The sequence below is a fragment of the Paracraurococcus lichenis genome, from assembly GCF_030657435.1.
Lineage (GTDB): Bacteria > Pseudomonadota > Alphaproteobacteria > Acetobacterales > Acetobacteraceae > Paracraurococcus > Paracraurococcus lichenis.
In genome coordinates this window covers 1-16,790 of sequence record NZ_JAUTWS010000024.1, presented here as the reverse complement: position 1 = coordinate 16,790, position 16,790 = coordinate 1, and the positions used below count along the sequence as shown (strand labels likewise).

15 protein-coding genes are annotated in these 16,790 nt (G+C 71.6%); 7 read left to right on the top strand and 8 right to left on the bottom strand.

Annotation, left to right across the window (positions count from 1 at the left end; all coding sequences use genetic code 11):
- Nucleotides 1-290 precede the first annotated feature (290 nt).
- From Q7A36_RS22110 to Q7A36_RS22095, 4 genes are all read right to left on the bottom strand, one after another.
- Complete coding sequence (locus Q7A36_RS22110; RefSeq protein ID WP_305105923.1) at nt 291-827, bottom strand: DUF3455 domain-containing protein; 537 nt, start codon at nt 825-827, stop codon at nt 291-293.
- A 288-nt stretch (nt 828-1,115) separates the two neighbouring features.
- Nucleotides 1,116-1,892 carry a sensor histidine kinase gene (locus Q7A36_RS22105; protein ID WP_305105922.1) on the bottom strand — a complete coding sequence of 259 codons (777 nt, stop codon included), beginning with the start codon at nt 1,890-1,892 and terminating at the stop codon, nt 1,116-1,118.
- Nucleotides 1,893-1,958: 66 nt separating this feature from the next.
- Nucleotides 1,959-2,264, bottom strand: a complete 306-nt coding sequence (gene rpmB, locus Q7A36_RS22100) for a 50S ribosomal protein L28 (RefSeq protein WP_305105921.1) — start codon at nt 2,262-2,264, stop codon at nt 1,959-1,961.
- 164 nt (nt 2,265-2,428) lie between these two features.
- Nucleotides 2,429-2,695, bottom strand: coding sequence for a hypothetical protein (locus Q7A36_RS22095; protein WP_305105920.1), 267 nt, complete (start codon nt 2,693-2,695; stop codon nt 2,429-2,431).
- 368 nt (nt 2,696-3,063) lie between these two features.
- Here Q7A36_RS22095 and Q7A36_RS22090 point away from each other — a divergent pair, with 368 nt between their 5' ends.
- Together Q7A36_RS22090 and Q7A36_RS41615 are read left to right on the top strand one after the other, a co-directional pair.
- The gene (locus tag Q7A36_RS22090; protein WP_305105919.1) at nt 3,064-3,498 is read left to right on the top strand and encodes a hypothetical protein; all 435 of its coding nucleotides are present in this window, start codon (nt 3,064-3,066) and stop codon (nt 3,496-3,498) included.
- The gene (locus Q7A36_RS41615) at nt 3,404-3,859 is read left to right on the top strand and encodes a transposase (RefSeq protein ID WP_370655693.1); all 456 of its coding nucleotides are present in this window, start codon (nt 3,404-3,406) and stop codon (nt 3,857-3,859) included. The genes Q7A36_RS22090 and Q7A36_RS41615 overlap by 95 nt, the downstream gene beginning before the upstream one ends.
- A gap of 3 nt (nt 3,860-3,862) precedes the next feature.
- Here Q7A36_RS41615 and Q7A36_RS22085 read toward each other — a convergent pair whose 3' ends face one another.
- Together Q7A36_RS22085 and Q7A36_RS22080 are read right to left on the bottom strand one after the other, a co-directional pair.
- A complete protein-coding gene (locus Q7A36_RS22085; RefSeq protein ID WP_305105918.1) occupies nt 3,863-5,758 on the bottom strand; it encodes an ABCB family ABC transporter ATP-binding protein/permease in 1,896 nt (631 codons plus the stop codon).
- A 333-nt stretch (nt 5,759-6,091) separates the two neighbouring features.
- Nucleotides 6,092-8,089 carry a cache domain-containing protein gene (locus tag Q7A36_RS22080; protein ID WP_305105917.1) on the bottom strand — a complete coding sequence of 666 codons (1,998 nt, stop codon included), beginning with the start codon at nt 8,087-8,089 and terminating at the stop codon, nt 6,092-6,094.
- A gap of 318 nt (nt 8,090-8,407) precedes the next feature.
- Between Q7A36_RS22080 and Q7A36_RS22075 the strand changes: the two genes are divergently transcribed.
- From Q7A36_RS22075 to Q7A36_RS22065, 3 genes are all read left to right on the top strand, one after another.
- Nucleotides 8,408-9,967 carry a class I adenylate-forming enzyme family protein gene (locus Q7A36_RS22075; RefSeq protein WP_305105916.1) on the top strand — a complete coding sequence of 520 codons (1,560 nt, stop codon included), beginning with the start codon at nt 8,408-8,410 and terminating at the stop codon, nt 9,965-9,967.
- 53 nt (nt 9,968-10,020) lie between these two features.
- The gene (locus Q7A36_RS22070; protein WP_305105915.1) at nt 10,021-11,736 is read left to right on the top strand and encodes a thiamine pyrophosphate-binding protein; all 1,716 of its coding nucleotides are present in this window, start codon (nt 10,021-10,023) and stop codon (nt 11,734-11,736) included.
- Nucleotides 11,737-12,197: 461 nt separating this feature from the next.
- Nucleotides 12,198-13,052 (top strand): NUDIX hydrolase, encoded by an 855-nt coding sequence (locus tag Q7A36_RS22065; protein ID WP_305105914.1) that lies wholly within the window; start codon nt 12,198-12,200, stop codon nt 13,050-13,052.
- Between the two features lie 117 nt (nt 13,053-13,169).
- On the opposite strand, the gene Q7A36_RS22060 is transcribed toward Q7A36_RS22065, so the two are convergent.
- Both Q7A36_RS22060 and Q7A36_RS22055 read right to left on the bottom strand, forming a co-directional pair.
- On the bottom strand, nt 13,170-13,514 hold the full coding sequence (locus Q7A36_RS22060) for a hypothetical protein (RefSeq protein ID WP_305105913.1): 345 nt from the start codon (nt 13,512-13,514) through the stop codon (nt 13,170-13,172).
- Between the two features lie 90 nt (nt 13,515-13,604).
- A complete protein-coding gene (locus tag Q7A36_RS22055) occupies nt 13,605-14,555 on the bottom strand; it encodes an alpha/beta fold hydrolase (protein WP_305105912.1) in 951 nt (316 codons plus the stop codon).
- A 128-nt stretch (nt 14,556-14,683) separates the two neighbouring features.
- Between Q7A36_RS22055 and Q7A36_RS22050 the strand changes: the two genes are divergently transcribed.
- Together Q7A36_RS22050 and Q7A36_RS22045 are read left to right on the top strand one after the other, a co-directional pair.
- The gene (locus Q7A36_RS22050) at nt 14,684-15,661 is read left to right on the top strand and encodes a Bug family tripartite tricarboxylate transporter substrate binding protein (protein ID WP_305105911.1); all 978 of its coding nucleotides are present in this window, start codon (nt 14,684-14,686) and stop codon (nt 15,659-15,661) included.
- Between the two features lie 460 nt (nt 15,662-16,121).
- Nucleotides 16,122-16,670, top strand: a complete 549-nt coding sequence (locus Q7A36_RS22045) for a PEP-CTERM sorting domain-containing protein (RefSeq protein ID WP_305105910.1) — start codon at nt 16,122-16,124, stop codon at nt 16,668-16,670.
- The last annotated feature ends 120 nt before the right edge of the window (nt 16,671-16,790 follow it).

Genomic DNA, 16,790 nt, shown 5'->3' with positions numbered 1-16,790 from the left:
CTTCGCGCGGGGGGAGACCGTCCTGTGGATCCAAGCCGGCGGCCTTCCCGGCGTTTTCGCCTATCCGGAGACGATGGCCCGGCTGGCCGCCCGCGCGGGATGGCGGGCCGGGGCCGGGGGCCTCGGCGCGCTGCGCGGTCGGCCTGCGGATGCCGTGGGCGTCCGACACGACCCGGCGCCGCCGGATCGGGCGCCGCGCCTGCCTGTCATCCCGGCCAGGCCGGTCTCCTCCGCCCGGCCGCAAGAGGCCGCCCGCGCCGGACGGCAAAGGGTTGCGGAAGGCGTCGCGATCAGCCCCCCGGAGCCAGGAAGACGTAGTCGCCCGAATAGGGCACGGGCCTGAGGGCGCCGACCGTGTCGCAGGGGCCGGCGAGCGTACCCCCGTGGGTGTTGATGCGCTGGACCACGGTCACGGCGGCAAGCCGTCCGCTCGCCTGCCCCGGGATGACCGCCAGCTTCAGCCAGGGGATGTCCTCGGTGGTCGCACCCGGCGCGCTGGCCGCGGCCCGGGCGAGGACGAGGGCCCCGTCGGTGAGCTGCCAGCTCGGCCCTGCGAAATGCCGGCCGGCCGTCACGCCGTTGACGAACAGGGCCGCGATGGGTTCCCGGAAGCGCCAGCCGGGCCGGCCATCGGCATCGGCCGTGCATTCGTAGATCTGCGCGCCGGCGGCATGCACCGTCAGGACGGGCCGGGTGCCCGGTGCGGCGATGCCGTCGGGCAAGGACTGCTGCGCCCGCGGCGCGGATCCGGGTGAGGCGATCAGGAACCCGGCGAGCGCCAGGAGACAGGCGGCCCGGCGCGCCGAAGGCGGTGCGGTGGCAGTCACGGCGGCATCCTTCCCAGGGCCTTGCCCAGGCGTCGGGGCCCGGATCCGGTCCTCCACGCCGGGCAGCCCTCCCGTACACGTGGCGGGCGGCGGGAGTCCTGCGGGAGCAGCGGGGTCCGGGGTCACACCTCCGAGGCCCCTTGCCTGGCCGGCGCAGCGCGGCCGTGTCCTGTCCCCGGTCGAGGGTGATCGCCGGGCCAAGGCCCCGGGCCCGCTCCGGCGCGTCTCCCGCGCTTCCGCCCGGCAGGCCGGATCGCGGCCGCAACCGCGGCCTCGTCCCCACTTCCCCTAGCCCCCGACCAGCCGCTCCCGCGGCAGGGTGAGCCAGGCGCGCGCACCGATGCCGGGCAGGGCCTCGAGCCGCAGGCTGCCGCCATGCGCCTCGACCAGGGCGCGGGCGATGGCGAGGCCGAAGCCGAGGCCGCGGGTTCCCGGGGCCTCGCCATCGGGGGCGCCGGCGGCGAGGTCGGCGGCCGGCAGCCCCGCTCCCTCATCCTCCACCAGGATCGAGACGGCGTCCCCGGTGACGACCGGGCGCAGGTCGATCGCATCGCCCTCCCGCGTCATGCGGGCGGCGCGGGCCAGCACCTGGACCAGGGCGCCGAGCAGGGCGCGGCGATCCGCCTGCAGGGTCAGGCCGGCGAAGCCCTCCGCCAGCCGCCAGGCGCGCCCTCCCGCGCCGAGCTGGGCGATGACCTGCGCCACCGCCTCCTCGAGCAGGGGGGCGAGCGCGAGCGCCTCCGGCGCCAGCCGGCGCGGGCCGGCATCCGCCGCGAGGTAGTCCGCGATGTCGTCGGAGAGGCGGAGCAGGTGCTGCCCCACGGCGGCGATCGCGCGGCCGGGTGCCTCCGGCAGCGCCGGCGCCTCGGCGAGCAGCGCGAGGCCCGGCCCCTGGATCTCCCGCGCCAGCAGGGCGAGGCCGCGGCCGCGGCCTTCCGCCTGCCGCCGCGCCGCGCCGGCCGCGGCCTCGGCGGCCCCGAGGCGGCCGGAGAGGCGGATTGCCCGCCGGATCGCCAGGCCGGCGATCGGCAGGGTCAGCAGCAGGGCAAGAAAAAAGCCGGGCATGAGCCCGGCTCCATATCCCGGCGCGCGTGAAGGAAGCCTTAGGCCCCCGCCGCCGCGGCCAAGGTCTCAGGCCGCGGTGGCCTGGGCCTTCTTCGCCTGGGCGCGCTGGATGCGGCGCTTCAGGGACTGCGCCTCCTCGGGCAGCTTGCGGTTCGGCGTGCCGAGCAGGAAGGCGTCGAGGCCGCCATTGTGCTCGATGGTCCGGATGCCGTTGGTGGTCAGCCGCAGCTGGATGCTGCTGCCGAGGACGTCGGAGAAGAAGGACGTCTCCTGCAGGTTGGGCAGGAAGCGGCGACGCGTCTTGTTGTTGGCGTGGCTGACGTTGTTCCCCGTCAGCACGCCCTTGCCGGTGATGCCGCAGCGGCGGGCCATGGTGCAGTTCCTGAAAACGGCAGCACGCGGCGGAGGCCGCCGCGTGCGAGTGGGCGAAGAAGGTCGGGCCGTATGGCGCGCGGCGCCCGGCAAGTCAAGCAGGACCGGCGGCCGCGCGGCGCATCGGAGGGCTGGCCCCCGTCATGCCCTGGCGGCCGCCGAGGTCACAGCGCCTGCTGGCCGCCCGGAAGCTGGTCCCGCATCTCCCGCAACTCGCCCGATTCCACCGAGAGCAGCGCGTTGCGCAGCACGCCGGCGATGGCACGGTCGTCCATGCTGCGGGCGAGCAGGCCAAGCGCGCCGCCGAGCAGCGCCGAGGCAACCGAAATGGGCGCGATCTTCTGGTCCATCATGTATTCGATGGCCTTGTCCACCACCGATCCGGCATGGCTGAGGTCGTCCGGGGCCACGCCCTGGGGGTCTAGTTGCATGCAGCGCCCTCCTGTCGCTGGGCAATTGGGGGCGCGGGCGACGGCCTGAAACCCCTCGCCATGCAGGGCAACCCTGCGTCATCCGGGCGTTGCGCCCCAGGGCGTGTTTGCGAAGGGATGACGGGGGCTGGTTTGACGGGCTGATCCTGGCGCTTCAGGCGGCGTTGCAAACGGTTTTCGCCAGGGATACCGCCATGTGGATGCCTGCTGATCGCGCGTTGGTTGGGAAATGCGGCTCCGGCCAAGCATTGACCGATAGCCAGTTCCGCAAGCCAAGCCCCGCTGCGTTCGGTTAGCAAGAACACCAAAGACTTGGAAGTGTGCAACCATGCACTGTTAGGCTGGGCACGTCAGGTTCGGAGCCGGACATGAAGGACCGCCGCCATTTCATTGCGGTGACTCTTGGAGGAGCGATCATGGCAACGTTCAATCCAGGAAACGGGGACCACCCAGGCCAAGCCGCAGCTCAAGGGAATATGCCCGACGGCAAGATGTTCGTGGACGCAGTGACTGCCGAGATGAATCGGTACGTCGCCGCCATGGCCAGAAGCGCATCAAGCAATAATTACCGCATGGACGCATGGCAGATTTCCTCCACGCAGGTCGGCGATCCAGAACCATGGGGCATTGGTAAGGAGGGAATATCCAACACCACCTACAATACGACATTCTATCCAGTCCGAGCCCAGACGACATTTACATACGTAAATGGTAGGACCGAGCAAAAAAGAGTGTTGCTGTATTGCTTCTACAATTCTTTCCGCGAGTTTTCTTGTGCTACGGTCAGACCCTGGGAGTGGTAGCGCGCTCGACAGATATTGCAATCTGCTGGACGGGTTGTGCTACCTCGTCCGCTCCGGCTGCCGGTGGCGGTACCTGCCGCCGCCTCCGGCTTTTCCGCCTTGGCGCACGGTGTACCGGTACACGCGCGCTTTCCTGCAGGACGGCGTGTGGGAGAGCATCCGCCACCGCCTTGTGGTGATGCTGCGCGAGAGCGCCGGGCGGGAGGCCAGCCCCATGGCGGCGATCGTCGACACCCAGAGCGTGAAGACCACGGAGAGTGGCGGCCCACCCTATGACTTCGCTAACGGGCTGTCAGTGGAGCGCCGCCCACCCCTGAACGGCCCCTTATCGACGTGGCATGTACCTTCTGATTGGTTCTGAGCACTAGCCACGGATGGCAACCTCCGCCGCGCGACCGACCCGCGGCTGGTCGAGATCCGCCGCCGCCTGCGCCGCCGCGGCCGCTTCCGCCATTGCCACCGCTTCCGACTGCCGCCGCCACATCTCGGCATAGAGGCCGTCGGCGGCGATCAGCGAGGCATGGGTGCCGCGCTCGGCGATCCGCCCCTCCTGCAGCACGATGATCTCGTCCGCCTCCACCACGGTGGACAGGCGATGGGCGATGACCAGCGTGGTCCGGTTGGCCGAGACCTGGCGCAGCGCCGCCTGGATCTCCTGCTCGGTCCGCGTGTCGAGGGCGCTCGTCGCCTCGTCGAGGATGAGGATGCGCGGGTCCTTGAGGATGGTCCGCGCGATGGCGACGCGCTGCTTCTCCCCGCCCGAGAGCTTGAGGCCGCGCTCGCCGACCCGGGTGCGGTAGCCCTCCGGCAGGCGCGTGACGAAGTCGTGCACCTGCGCGAGCCGCGCGGCGCGGACCACCTCCTCCTCCGCGGCGCCGGGGCGGCCATAGGCGATGTTGTAGCGGATGGTGTCGTTGAACAGCACGGTGTCCTGCGGCACCACGCCGATCGCGGCGCGCAGGCTCTGCTGCGTCACGCCGTCGATCGGCTGGCCATCCACCAGGATCCGCCCGCCGGTCACGTCGTAGAAGCGGAAGAGCAGGCGGGAGATGGTGGACTTGCCGGCGCCGGTCGGGCCGACGATCGCCAGCGTCCGCCCCGGCGGCACGCGGAAGGAGACGCCCTTGAGGATCTGCCGGTCCGGCCGGTAGGCGAAGCGGACATCCTCGAAGACCAGCTCGCCGGGGCCGGCCACCAGCTCCGGCGCGCCGGGCCGGTCAGCGACCTCCTGCTGCTCGGCCAGCAGGTGGAACATGGCCTCGGTATCGGTCAGGCCCTGCTTGATCTCGCGGTAGGCGAAGCCGAGGATGTTCAGCGGCATGTAGAGCTGGATGAGGTAGGTGTTCACCAGCACGAAGTCGCCGACCGTCATCTGCCCGGCGGTGACGCCCCGCGCCGCCAGCAGCATGACCGCCGTGAGGCCGAGCGCGATGATCGCCGCCTGGCCGGAGTTCAGCATGTTCAGCGTGGTTTCGGAGCGGACATAGGCGCGCTCGTAGCGGGTCAGGCTCTCGTCGTAGCGGCGGGTCTCGTGCGCCTCGTTGCCGAAATACTTGACCGTCTCATAGTTCAGCAGGCTGTCGATCGCCTTGGTATTGGCCTCCTGGTCGGTCTGGTTCATCTCCCGCCGGAAGCGGAGCCGCCAGTTGGTGAACATCAGGGTGAAGGCGACATAGACCGCGATGGTCACCAGCGTGACCGCGGCGAAGGAGAGGCTGAACATCCCCCAGAGGATCCCGGCGACGAGGAAGATCTCGAGGATCGTCGGGATGATGTTGAAGAGCAGGAAGTTGAGGACGAAGGTGATGCCGCGCGTCCCCCGCTCGATGACGCGGGAGAGGCCGCCGGTCTGCCGGTCCATGTGGTAGCGCATCGAGAGCGCATGCAGGTGGGCGAAGACCGCGAGGGCGATGCGCCGCGCGGCGCGGGCCTGCACCTTGGCGAAGACGGCGTTGCGCAACTCGCCAAAGGCGCTGCTCGCCATGCGCAGCAGGCCATAGCCGATGACCAGCGCGACCGGGATCGCCAGCAGCGCCGCCGGGCCATGCTTCGGTGCCAGCGCATCGACCGCCCGGGCATAGACGAGCGGCACCAGGACATTCGCCGCCTTGGAGGCGACGAGGCAGAGGACCGCGATGGCCACCCGGGCGCGCAGCCCCGGCTCCTGCGCCGGCCAGAGCCAGGGGAGGAGGTTCGCCAGGGTCTGCCAGTGGGAGCGCTCGGGCACGAAGTCGGAGGTCGGGGGCGCGGCACGTCGCACTGGGCAGTATCTCCGGGGGCGGGCCCGGGACATAGGGCCGAATGGGGGGAGGGGAAACGGGCCGTGTGGGCGGGGTTGCCGGCCGGGCGGCCCGCAGCGCCGGGACCCCGGCCGGTGCCGGGCCCCGGGACGCGGCCGCGGCGCCGCCCGGCAGGGCAGGGCACTCCGCCCGCGGCCCGGTGCCGGCCGAGGCCGGGATAGCGGCAGCGCCTTCGCCGCCCCGCGTCGAAGAACCAGGACCCCTTTCCGGCAGCAGGCGCTGCCACCCGCCTGGATCCCGCCAGGCGGCGCCCGCTCAGGCGCCTGGCCGGACGCGAACCGCGGGCGCCCTGCTCAGGCCGCCCGGGCCCGGCCGGCGATGGTCTCGATCGTGCGGTCGATGCATGCGAGCGTCGCCGGGTCCTGCCGGAAGGTCACCGCCAGGACGCCGTCATCGGTCCGCGCCACGCGGGCCGCGACCGGCATGCCGGCTCCGGGCAGGTCCAGCTCCACCTCCGCCCCGGCCGGCAGCGCCAGCGCGCAGACCAGCGCCGCGCCGCCGCGGGAGATGTCGCGGATCTCGGCCTGCACCGCCGCGCCGCCCTGCCCCGGCCGCAGCCGGGCGCTGGCGCCGCCGCCCGGGACGCGCTCGTAGTGCCGCTGCTCGCTCTCGTCGGCGCGCATGGCGGCGAGGAACTGGTCGACCTCCCCGCGCAGCTCGCCGGCGACGCGCGACACCCCCTCGGCCGCCGACAGGACCGAGCGGCTCGTCCCGCCCGCATCCTCGGCGATGCCGGAGACCTCGCGCATGGCCCGCGTCGCCTCGCCGTTCTGCCGGGCGACGGCCTGCACGCTGGACGCGATCTCGCGCGTCGCCGTGCCCTGTTCCTCGACCGCCGCGGCGATCGCCGCCGACACCGCATCCACCTGCCCGATCGCCGCGCCGACCTCCTGCACCGCGCCGACCGCCTCCTGCGTCGCCGCCTGGATCGCCGCCACCTGGCCGGCGATCTGCTCGGTCGCCCGGGCGGTCTGCTCGGCCAGCGTCTTCACCTCGCCCGCCACCACGGCGAAGCCCTTGCCGGCCTCGCCGGCCCGCGCCGCCTCGATCGTCGCGTTCAGCGCCAGCAGGTTGGTCTGGCCGGCGATGTCGCTGATAAGCTGCACGACCTCGCCGATCCGCCCGGCCGCCTCCGACAGGCCGCGCACCGTGGCATCGGTGGCCCGGGCGCGGCCGACCGCCTGCTGCGCCGCGGCGGCGGCATGCGTCACCTGCCGCGCGATCTCGCCGACGCTCGCCGAGAGTTCCTCGACCGCCGCGGCCACCGTGCCGAGGTCGTGCGCGCTCGCCTCGGCGCCGGCGGCCGTCGAGGCGCTGCGGTCGCGGGTCTGCTCGGCCACCCGCGCCATCCGCTCGGCGGCGCCGCGCATCTCCTCGGCCGCGCCGCGGAGCGTCTCCATCACGCCGGCGACGGTGGCGCCGAAGTCCAGGGTATGGCGGTCCATCGCCGCCTGCCGCCGGTCGCGCCTGGCCTGCTCGGCCGCGGCCGCGGCCTCGAGCCGGCGCTTCTCGACGCCCTGCAGGCGGAAGGTCTCGACGGCGCGGGCCAGGATGCCGACCTCGTCGCCGCGGTCGCGGCCGGGCACCTGGGTCTCGACTTCGCCCGCGGCCAGCCGCTCCGTCGCCGCGGTGACGGCCGTGAGCGGCCGGACGATGCCGCGCGCCACCCGCCAGGCGAGGAGGCCGACCAGCAGCGCGGCGGGAATCGCCTCGGCCATCGCCCGCAACAGCGCCTGCCGTTGCGCGGCGCGGAGGTCGTCGACATAGACCCCGGTGCCGAGCACCCAGCCCCAGGGCGCGAAGCCCTGGACGTAGGAGAGCTTCTCGACCGGCTCGTCGGCGCCCGGCCGTGGCCAGCGATAGCCGACCATGCCGGCGCCCTGCCGCCGGACCGTCTCGGTGAAGGCCTGGAACAGGGCGAAGCCGGTCGGATCCTTGAACCCCGCCATGTCCTTGCCCTCGAGCTCGGGGCGGGCGGGGTGCATGACCATGCGCGAGGCGAGGTCGTTGACCCAGACATACTCGTCCGCCCCGTAGCGGAGCTTCCGGACGGCCGAGAGCGCCGCCGCCTGCGCCGCCGGCCGGTCGAGGCGGCCGGCCGTCTCCTCGGCGTGGTAGGCGGCAATGACCGAGGCCGCGGCCTGGGTGATGCTCTGCAGGATCGCCACCCTGTCGCGCTCGAGGTCGCGGACGTGGTCCAGCGCCTGCAGGCCTGCGAGCCCGAGCAGCCCGACCACCGCGAGCATCGTGGTGAGATGGATCCGAAGGCCAATCCTGGCTTTGCTCAACACGCGCGACGTCCTCTGCGAACCGTGCAGTGTGCGCATGACAGCATTACCGGGACATTTACCTGCGCATCGCGGCGCCTGGACTTGGGCGTTGCGGCGCCGGTCGGCCTGCGGGAGATCAACCTGCCGCGGTTGCTTCCTGTTATTCGGGGATCCTTACCGATTTCCATCCGACCTCGACCGGGGGCAGGGGGGGCAGGCAGGAGTGCCGGGCAGGCCGCCAGGCGCGGTTTTGGTGGACAAGCCCGTGCCGGCAGGGTCGGATCAGGGGGCAGCCCGATACGGCTGTGGGTTGAAACGTCGCGCGGCACGAGGTGAGGCATGGGCGGGCTCCTGACCCTGGGGCAGATGCTCGGCGTACAGGCACGCCTGCAGGGCGAGCGGATCGGCGCCTTCGACCTCGAGCGGCGCATGAGCTTCGCGCAATGGGAGGAGCGGGCGAACCGGCTGGCGAACGGGCTGCTCGGTTTCGGCCTCGCCAAGGGCGACCGGGTCGCGGTGCTGGCCTACAACCGCATCGAATGGGCCGAGATCTATGCCGCGGCCGCCAAGGCCGGGCTGGTGGCCGTGCCGATCAATTTCCGCCTGACCGCGCCCGAGATCCGCTTCATCCTCGAGGATTGCGGCGCCGCCGCGCTGATCGCGGAGGACCGGCTGCTCGGGCCGGTCGAGGAGATCGGCCGCGACCTGCACATCCCCGCGGACCGGCTGGTCCATCTCGGCGCCGGCCGGGTGCCCGCGGGCTGGCGCGGCTACGAGGACCTGATCCAGGCGGCCGCCGCGGCCGCGCCGGGCATCGCCGTCGCGCCGGAGGATCCCTGGTGCCTGATGTACACCTCCGGCACCACGGGCAATCCGAAGGGCGCCATCCGCGGCCATCGCGGCATGTCCATGCTCGCCATGATGACGCGGGTGGAGTTCGGCCTGCGCCGGCATGACGAGGCGCTGCTGGTCATGCCGATGTGCCATGCCAATTCGCTGAACTTCTTCTCGGCCTTCCTCTTCGGCGGCTCCGCCGTCGGCATCTTCTCCCGCCCCAGCTTCGATGCCGGGCTCTGCCTGCGGACGCTGGCGGGCACGGGCACGACCTTCACCTCGCTGGTGCCGACGCATTACGAGATGATGCTCGATTGCCGCGCCCGGGCGGGCGGCGATTTCGGCCGGGTGGAGAAGCTGCTGGTCTCCTCGGCACCGGCGCGGGCCGAGACCAAGCGCGCCGTGATGGAGATGTTCCCCAATTCCGGCCTCTTCGAGCTCTACGGCTCCACCGAGGCCGGCTGGGTGACCATGCTGCATCCGGACGAGCAGTTCGAGCAGCTCGGGTCAGTGGGGCGGGAGGTGGTCGGCTCGGCGCCGATCCGCCTGCTCGACGATGCCGGGCAGGAGGTGCCGGATGGCGCGCCGGGTGAGCTCTTCTCCTGCAGCCCCTATGCCTTCGACGGCTACTGGAAGCTGCCGGAGAAGACCGCCGAGGCCTATCGTGGCGACTACCTGACGGTCGGCGACATCGCGGTGCGCGGCCCGGGCGGCTTCATCCGCCTGCTCGACCGCAAGAAGAACATGATCATCACCGGCGGCGAGAACGTCTATCCCGCCGAGGTCGAGGCGGTCCTGGCCGCGCATCCCGCGGTGCGCGATGCCGTCGTGATCGGCCTGCCCGACGCCAAATGGGGCGAGCGGGTGCATGCCGTCATCGTCCCGCGCGAGGGCGCGGCGCTGGCCGAGGCGGAGCTGCTGGACTGGAGCCGCGGGCGGCTCGCCGGCTACAAGCGCCCGCGCTCCTGCTCCTTCCTCCGCGACGAGGAGATCCCGCGCAACGCGACGGGCAAGGTGCTGCACCGCGTGCTGAAGGCGCAGCTCGCCGCGACTCTGGGCGGCTGACGATCCGCCGGCCCGGCGCGGCGCGAGGCAACGAGATCCCGAGGAGACGCGGCATGGCAATCGATCCCGACAGCGTGGCCGGCCTCATCGCGCGGCTGCTGAAGCGGCGCGGCGTGCAGCGGGTCTTCGCCCTCTGCGGCGGCCACATCATGCCGATCTGGATGCGGCTCGACGCCGAGGGTATCCGCATCGTCGATGTCCGCGACGAGCGGGCGGCGGTGCACATGGCGCAGGCGCATGCCGAGCTGACGGGGGAGCTCGGCGTGGCGCTGGTCACGGCCGGGCCGGGCGTCACCAATGCCATGACCGGCATCGCCAACGCGCATGTCTCGCGCGCCCCGGTCCTCGTGCTCTCCGGCACCAGCCCGCGGCCGCAGGAGAACCGCGGCGGGCTGCAGGACCTCGACCACACGCTGCTGCTCCGCCCCATCACCCGCTACGCCCGCACGGTGCGCGAGCCGGCGCTGGCGCTGGCCGAGCTGGACGAGGCGATCTCCCGCGCCATGGGGGAGGGCGGCGAGCCCGGCCCGGCCTATCTCGACGTCCCGACCGATACGCTCCGCGCCCCGGTGCCGGCGGCGCTGCAGCTCGAGGAGCATCTGCGCCCGAAGCCGCGGCCGCTGACCCGCCCCGACCCGGCCCGGGTCGAGGAGGCGGTGGAGCTGCTCTGGTCGGCGCGGCGCGTGCTGGTCGTCTCCGGCCGCGGCGCGCGCGGCGCCGGGCCGGAGCTGGTGGCGCTGCTCGACCGGCTCGGCGCCGCCTATCTCGACACCGGCGAGAGCCGCGGCCTGGTGCCGGACGCGCACCCCTCGGTGGTCGCGGCCATGCGCGGCGCCGTCATGGGCGATGCCGACGTGGTGCTGACCGTCGGGCGCCGGCTCGACTTCCAGCTCGCCTATGGCTCGCCCGCGGTCTTCGGCGCGGCGCAATTCATCCGCATCGGCGACATCCCGGGCGAGCTCCGGGACAACCGGCGCGGCGCGGTGGAGCTGCTCGCCTCCCCAGCCGAGGCGCTGCGCGCCCTGGTCGAGGCGGCGGGCAACCGGGCGCCGGCGCTCGACCGCGACTGGGCGGCGGGGCTGCGGGCCGGGCATGAGGAGCGCGCGCGCAAGCTGCGGCACTCCATGGCGGCCGCGCCCAATGGCAGCGACGGCCGGCTGCACCCGAACCGCGTGCTGGCGGCGCTGCAGGAGGCGCTGGGGCCGGAGGCGATCGTGGTGACGGATGGCGGCGACTTCCTCAGCTTCGCCCGCGTCGGCCTCTCGGCGCCCACCATGCTCGATCCCGGCCCCTTCGGCTGCATCGGCATCGGCCTGCCCTATGGCATCGCCGCGAGCCTGGCCTTCCCGCAGCGGCCGGTGGTGGTGGCGACCGGGGACGGCGCCTTCGGCTTCAATGCCATCGAGATCGACACCGCCGTCCGCCACAAGGCGCCGGTGCTGATCGTCGTCGCCAACAACGGTGCCTGGCAGATCGAGGTGCACGACCAGAAGGTGACGCATGGCAAGGTGGTCGGCACCACGCTGCAATTCGCCGACCACGCGGCCATGGCGCGCGCCTTCGGCATGCATGCCGAGCGGGTGGAGACGGCGGAGCAGCTCGGGCCGGCGATCGCCCGCGCCATGGCCAACCGCCCCGCGCTGATCGACGCCGTGGTGACGCCGGAGGCGGTCTCCTCGGATGCCAAGACCGGCCTCGCCTGGGTGCCGGACCTGCAGCCGCTCGCGGCCTGGGACGCGGCGGAGCGGCGCTGGCGCGAGGGCGGCTGAAGCGCGGGTCGCGCCGGGGCCGGGGATCGGGCCTGGTCGCGGACGGGGCCGGCGCGCGGTCCCCGCCGAGCCGCAGCGGGTGGCGCATGTCGCGGCCCTGCGGCATGCCACGGGAGCCGGCTGCGACCTCCGCTGGCCAGCCGCCGACCGACGCGGCGCTGGCCAGGTTTCGACTGGCATTTAGGAATATTTTCTGATATCCTCCGCCCTACGCCGCGACGGAGCGTCCCATGGCCCTCGGCATCCCTCCCCATCGAGATCCCCCGCCACGGGCGCCTGCCGCATCCGGATGCGCCGCGGCTCGCCCCGCAGTGTCAGAAACCCGCGGCCGTCACCCGCCGCGTCCGCATGCCGCGCCGCCACCGTCCCGCCGCAATTCCCCCCGCCCCTTTGTTCGAATCCCGCCGCGCCGCGTTTCCCGGCGATCCGTCCGAAACCCGCACCCGGTGTTCCCCGCGCCCATGAGCCCCTTCCAGCGCCATATCGACGCCTGCAACAACCTGCCCTCCCTGGCCGGGCTGCTGCCCTTCCGGATCGGGGGCGACCAGGTCGGCTGGCTCGGCCCCGATCTCGTCCGCGCCCTCGGCGCCTTCCCGGAGGCCATCGAGGTCGATGCCGGGGGCGCGGCGCTGGCCGGCCGGCTGCGCAGCCCCGCAGCGCGGACCGAGGCGCTGGCCGCCATCGCCCGCGCCCTCGCGGAGCAGGGCCGTTTCCGGCTGCGGGGCGAGGATTTCGACGTCCGCGCCGGCGAGGAGGGGCCGGTCCTCGCCCGGCTCGACCGCGGCGCCCTGCCGGCCTTCGGCATCCGGGCGGCCGGGGTGCATGTGAACGGCCGGGTGATGCGGCGGGATGGCCTGCATCTCTGGGTCGGCTGGCGCGCGAAGCACAAGTCGGTCGCGCCGGGCAAGCTCGACAACCTGATCGCCGGCGGCGTCCCGGCCGGCCTCGGCATCGAGGAGACGCTGGTCAAGGAGGCCGGGGAGGAGGCGAGCGTCCCGCCCGACCTCGCCCGGCAGGCGCGGCGGGTCGGCCGCGTCTCCTATGTCATGCGCGGGGAGGGCGGCATCCGGCGGGACCTGCTGCACTGCTTCGACCTCGACCTGCCCGAGGGCTTCGTGCCGAGGCCCAATGACGACGAGGTCGAGCGCTTCGAGCTATGGCCGGTGCGCCGGGTCTACGAGGCGGTGCGCGACACCGACGACGTCAAGTTCAACGTCAACCTGGTGCTGATCGACCTCTTCCTGCGGGAAGGGCTGATCGACCCGGCCGGCGCGGAGGGGCAGGGCCTCCGCGCCGGTCTCGAGCAGGGGGCATGATACCGACCTGCAGAAGTCGTGGCTTCTGCAGGCCGGTATCGCGCGCAGGGTTGGTGTGGCGGCTGCGCGCCAATCATAAAGTCATATCGGGCAGCATTTATGCTGGCCGGTATGACCCTACCAGCCCCAGGCCGGCCGGTAGACCACGGCCGGCGGCGGCGCATAGACCGCCGGCGGCGGGGCGTAATAGGCGACCGGCGGCGGGGGCGGCGCGTAGTAGACGGGCGGCGGGGGCGGCGGCGCATAGGCGCCGACCGCGCCGGCGGCGAGCGCGCCCAGCGCCAGCCCGCCGATGATGCCGGCGGCGACCGCGCCGCCATTGCCGTGGTGGTGGTAAGCGCGCGGCGGCGGGCCGCCCCAGCCCGGGCCGGGGCCATAGCCACGGTGCCAGCCCTGGGCCTGGGCGGCCGGGGCGGCGAGGGCGACCGCGAGCAGGGCGGCGGCGGCGATGCGATACGTCATGGTCGGGACCCTCCTGGGTCTGTTCATGAGAGGAAACGCCCCGATCGCGCCGGGATCATGGCGGGACCCGGGCGGATTATGGCGGTCGGGTCACAGGCTTTGGAGGAAGCCGAGCAGCGCGCGGTTGACCTCCGCCGCCGCCTCCTGCTGCACCCAGTGGCCGGCGGTCTCGACCAGCACCGTGCCGCGGAGGTCGGGCACCGCGCGCGGCAGCGCCTCCAGCGCGCGGCCGCTCCAGCCGAGGACCGGGTCGCGCCTGCCGGCGATGAAAAGCCCCGGCACAGGCATGGGCGCGCCGGCGAAGGGGGCCAGCAGCTCCCAGTTGCGCTCGATGTTGCGGTACCAGTTCAGCCCGCCGCGGAAGCCGGTGCGGCGATAGGTCTCGGCATAGAGCGCGAGCTCCGCGTCCGGCAGCCAGGCGGGCAGGGCAGAGGGCTCGTGGAGGCTCGCCAGGAACCCGGCCTCCGGCAGGTCGGGGCTCCAGCGCTGCCCCTCCGGCGCATCGCCCGAGAGCGACCAGAAGGTCCGCCGCAGGGTCGATGCGGGGTCGCGCTGCAGCTCCTCCTCCGCCACGCCCGGTGCCTGGAAGTACAGTTGGTAGAAGCGGTGCCGGCCGGCGCGGCGCAGCATCTCGAAGGCGCTGACCGGGCCGCGCGGGGCATAGGGCACGGAGAGGCCGGCGACGGCGCGGAAGCGGTCCGGCCGCATCAGCGCGGCGTTCCAGGCGACCGGCGCGCCCCAGTCATGCCCGGCGATCACCGCCCGGTCGATCGAGAGCGCGTCGAGCAGCCCGACCATGTCCCCGACGAGATGCAGGAGGGTGTAGTCGGCGATCGCCGCCGGCGCCGCGGTCTCGCCATAGCCGCGCATGTCGGGCGCGATGGCGCGGTAGCCGGCCTCGGCCAGCGCCTGCATCTGGTGGCGCCAGGAATGCCAGGCCTCCGGGAAGCCGTGGCAGAGCAGGACCGCGGGGCCCTCGCCGGCCTCCGCGACATGCATGCGGATGCCGTTGGTCAGGATCGTCTGGTGGCGGATCTCCATGGCGGCCGTCCCCTCCTTCCCGCGGCGCGGCCTGCCGCGCCGGCAGCCGCGCGCGGATTGCCGCAGTCTCGGCTTCCCCGCATCCTGCGCGCAACCGCGCCGCTATGCGCAAGGGGAGGAACCACGACATGATCCAGCGCCGACATCTCCTGGGCAGTGCGGGCGCTGCCGGCCTGCTCGCCGCGCCGGGGCTCGCGCGCGCGCAGGCCTGGCCGGCCCGGCCCGTCACCCTCGTCGTCCCCTGGGCCGCCGGCGGCGGCACCGACATCGTCGCCCGCATCTTCGCGCAGGGCTTCGAGCAGGAGCTGAAGCAGCCCGTGAACGTGGTGAACCGCACCGGCGGCGGCGGCATCACCGGGCATTCCGCGGTCGCGACCGCGGCGCCGGACGGCTATACGATCGGCACCGGCACCTCGGAATTCGCCAATTACCGCACGCTCGGCCTCGCCGATCTCGGGCCGGAGCAGTTCGACCTGCTCTCGCGCATCGCCGCGCTGCCGGCGGGCGTGACCGTCTCGGTGCAATCGGGCTGGGGCGATGTCGCCGCCTTCGCCCGCGCGCTGAAGGAGAGCCCGCGCGGCCGCATCACCGGCTCGGGCGTCGGCACCGGCGGGGCCTGGCACCTGGCGGCGGCCGGGCTGTGCCGCGCGCTGGGGCTGGAGGCGGACCGCATCCGCTGGATCCCGAGCAATGGCGGCGCGCCGGCGCTGCAGGACCTGGTGGCGGGCGGCATCGGCGTCTTCACGGGATCGCCGATCGAGGCGCAGTCGCTGGCCGCCGCCGGGCGGGTGAAGGTGCTGGCGGTGATGGGCGAGCAGCGCCTGTCCACCATGCCTGACGTGCCGACGCTGCGCGAGGCGGGCCTGCCCTGGGCCTACGCCAACTGGTTCTCCCTGGTGGCGCCGAAGGGCATCCCGGCGCCGCTGCGGGAGGTGCTGCTGGCCGCGGCGCAGCGCGCGCATGCGCGGGCGGAGGTGCAGGACCAGCTCCGCGCCCGCGGCATCGTGCCTGTCTGGGACGGGCCGCAGGCCTTCGCGGGGTTCGTGGCGAATTTCGCCGAGACCTCGGCCGTGCTGCTGCGCGAGCTGGGGCTGGCGAAGGCGTGACGGGCGCGGGCCGCACGAGGGCCGCGGGCGGGCCTAAGGATTCGAACTGGAATAATTTCTCCAGATCTTCCGTTCCAAAAAAAGCAGGATTTTCCTAGCGAGGGGCCGTGTCGGACGCTCACCGCCCACCGCTGGAAGCCGTTTCGGAGCCCAAGGCTGAAGCATTTAATTCGCCTCAAGTCCTAAACGTCTGTAAAGGAACATGCCATGATTTCTTAATGGCTTGTATTTGAGTCGGATTGAAAATGAGTTGTTTGGGCCTATATGTGGCCGCGGGCTGTTGCGATGAATCTCCAATGGCAAGTGGCTCATTTCACCCACGTTCTTTCGAGACAGACATTTAGAAATTCAAGTAGACATTGCCCTATGGGGAGCTGAATACAATATAACATTTATGACGTATTGACAATGGGGCCCGACCAAATCAAAAATGATTTGTGCTTCAAAGAGGTTTCGTGTCATGCGAGCGTCAGCGCTTTCGCTATTTGTTGGGTTATTTTCTTTCTTTCTTGTTGATATGCGCTCTGCGCAGGCTTCTCTATATTTGGTCACGGATGGTTATATTTCATCGGGCTCTGACAATGGAGAATTTGGTGGACTGGGCGATGTGACCGGCAAGAGCTTCCATTTATCCAGCGTTTTATTTGGAGATTCATCAAATTACCAGACTGGCTCCACTACGGTCATTATAGATGGTGTATCTAGATCATATATTAACATGGCAGGACTTGGATGGATCACTGGAGATATGGGAACACCAGAATTTTACGGAGACCTGTATGGCGCGACGTACGCGCAGTATTTAGGGGGTTACACGATGTACTTGCAACAAAATCCATCATTGTGGGTTGGTCATTTTGAAATAGGAGACGGAATCTCAGAGCTTGCCAATGTGAGTTTCTCGGCTGCGGTATCCATTGTTCGTGTCCCTGAACCTGCGTCGGTATTATTGTTGGGTGCTGCTTTATTCGGGCTTGCGAGTTGCTGTTACTGGCGGCGAGTCGCCTGAACTCCGACTGATGGGCGTGCGCGCTCAAAACTTCCCGCCACCGCATAGACATCGGCGAGACAGCGCATGCCCATCAGCAAATCGCATCCGTACTGCATCGAGATCCAGTTACCAAACTAG